Source organism: Antarctobacter jejuensis, from assembly GCF_052266595.1.
Taxonomy (GTDB): domain Bacteria; phylum Pseudomonadota; class Alphaproteobacteria; order Rhodobacterales; family Rhodobacteraceae; genus Antarctobacter; species Antarctobacter jejuensis.
Map to the genome: position 1 here is coordinate 1 of NZ_JBQQXJ010000039.1, position 2232 is coordinate 2232.

General features: G+C 53.7%; 3 protein-coding genes and 1 pseudogene. 3 read left to right on the forward strand and 1 reads right to left on the reverse strand.

Annotation, left to right across the window (positions count from 1 at the left end):
* On the forward strand, positions 1–141 hold a 141-nt coding region (locus ACTXGA_RS24380), incomplete at its 5' end, for an integrase core domain-containing protein (RefSeq protein WP_443397308.1).
* Positions 142–391: 250 nt separating this feature from the next.
* Here the strand turns inward: ACTXGA_RS24380 and ACTXGA_RS24385 are convergent.
* Positions 392–1027: an acyl-homoserine-lactone synthase gene (locus tag ACTXGA_RS24385; protein WP_443397306.1), complete on the reverse strand. Its 636-nt coding sequence runs from the start codon at positions 1025–1027 to the stop codon at positions 392–394.
* A 308-nt stretch (positions 1028–1335) separates the two neighbouring features.
* On the opposite strand from ACTXGA_RS24385, the pseudogene ACTXGA_RS24390 reads away from it, so the two are divergent.
* Positions 1336–1751: pseudogene (locus tag ACTXGA_RS24390) on the forward strand (transposase); the annotation flags it as partial.
* A gap of 67 nt (positions 1752–1818) precedes the next feature.
* A complete protein-coding gene (locus ACTXGA_RS24395; RefSeq protein WP_443397307.1) occupies positions 1819–2109 on the forward strand; it encodes a hypothetical protein in 291 nt (96 codons plus the stop codon).
* Positions 2110–2232: the final 123 nt, after the last annotated feature.

The window sequence follows — 2232 nt, forward strand, 5'->3', positions numbered from 1 at the left end:
TACAGCCTGCGCGAAGCCCAAATCCTAATCGAAGAATGGAGGAAACACTACAACACGAAACGCCCGCATAGTGCCTTGGGCTACCGCCCACCGGCCCCGGAAACCATCGTCCCGATGGAACCAAGGCCAATCATGCACTAACATTCAAACTGGACCACTCAAGTGCGGCTGATCAATCTGCGCCACCAGCATCGCCTCAATCCCGTCGCGCGACTCGATTTCAGCGAACATCGCCGCCACCAACAGGCCTCCATCGCCGCTGCGAAAACTTCTGCGACCACATCCTCGAGGTGTGGCCACCCCCAATACAAGTCGGTGCTACTTGACCACGGAACTCGGCAGGTTCTTGCGATGCCGTTGGGGCAATAGGCCAAATAAACGCGATTTATCTTCAAGCAGCTATAGGCGTCACGTTAGAGCGACTTAATTTTGATGCGTCAAACCACTCTCGTGACTTGCGTTCTGGTATGCCCGCGCTCTTGGCCATAGTTTCTTTGAGGGACTTGGAAAACGACCAAAGACCGACACTAACCTGATTGCGCCCCCGGCCTATTGACCCAATCATTTTTGGTGGCGCACCGATCCTATTGTAGATGCGCACCATGCGAGCGTCAAATACACCCACAAACTTCTCTATTCCGAGCCCCAACATAAGTTCGCCACCAGCAAGCATAAGTGCTGAGGCAATATTTCTATTGCTGCCGGGCGCAAGGCAAAATCGCGTACATTCCCAAATGACCGAACTTTTAATCTGCCTCCCACCGGTTACGTGAAGAAAATGGTCATTTACCATGCATTTACCTAGGGTCGGCATGAATCTCATTGAACCGCCATGCAATCCATCCTTTCCCTCCCATATTACGTAGAGAGGGTTTAGTTCGTCATATTGATCCCGCTCCTCACCATTGGCATTAACGTTGACCTTCCATTTCAGTCGATCTCGAAACTGGATGGCCCTATCGCGGAACATCGATTGTCTCAAAGGGCAATCTGCCAAAATATCATCTGCCAGTACATAACGGATCATGTTTCATTCCTTTCTGCGACGACCACACTCAAGGATGAAATATTCTGGTTAATACAGCTCCTCAAACATCACGGATAATTGCATAAAATTTTATTATTCATATTCACTTTGGAAGTGTTTAGAAACTCTGAAACGCGGTGGTTTTCTTCGCTAAACTTGAACGGATTGTTCTGACGGAAAATCTACCGCTGTTTGCGCCGACTATTTCAATGCATGGCTAGGCACAACTGGTCGTGTCTCCGGTGCGGCTATTTTGCGTAAATTCCTTAGGGATTCATTTCGTGAATCCAGCGTGGTAGCTGGTCTGAATGAGCAGACCCATCCGGTCGAGCTACAAGACCAATAACTGGCCGGGCTACAACGAAGCGCTGAAGCAGCGTGGCTCGCTGACGATCCACTGACCAGCAGGGCATTCCAGCGGAATGTCCCGAGAGGTTGGTTCGACCCCGCGATGAATTGGGATGCCGCGCCGACAGGCAGGCGTGGCCGCCAGCGGACCTACAGCGATGCCGCCATCCAGAACTTCCTCTCGATGAAGGTGCTGTTCGGCACGGCGCTCCGGCAGACGGCCGGTTTCGCCGAGCGCCTGCTGCGGCTGGTTGGTTTGGACGGGTCGGTGTCCGACTTTAGCACGCTGTCTCGCCGTCAGAAGACGCTGGCCGTGACCATCCCGTATCGCGGCTCCAAAAGACCACTGCACCTGCTGTACCCTCACGATGGGGTGGGCGCCCCTAACGGCATCGCTGTGCCAAGGTAGCGGTGTCAAAACTTGCTAAGAGGAAGAGGCGCCCATGGACAAGGTTAGCATTTTAAGGCTGGATATAGCCAAGAACTCGTTTCACGCACATGGAGCGGCCGAGGACGGATCGAAGGTCTTCAGCAAGGCGTTGCCGAGAGGTCGGGTATTGCAGGTGTACAGTCGGATTGAGCCCTGCACCATCGCTTTGGAGGCCTGCGCGGGGGCGCATCACTGGAGCCGGGAGCTATCAAAGCTTGGTCACGATGTGAGGCTGATCGCCCCGCAATACGTCAAGCCCTATGTGAAGCGCCAAATGACCGATGCGAATGACGCCGAGGTGTGACGTCCCGTCTGGTGGTGTAGCTTTCGGTGGTCATCGGGTTTCCCGTTAGTGTCGGTTTGCGAAAACCAACCTGAACCAAGGCCTTTACCCGATGACCAAACCCATGATGGACCTGCGTGCGCT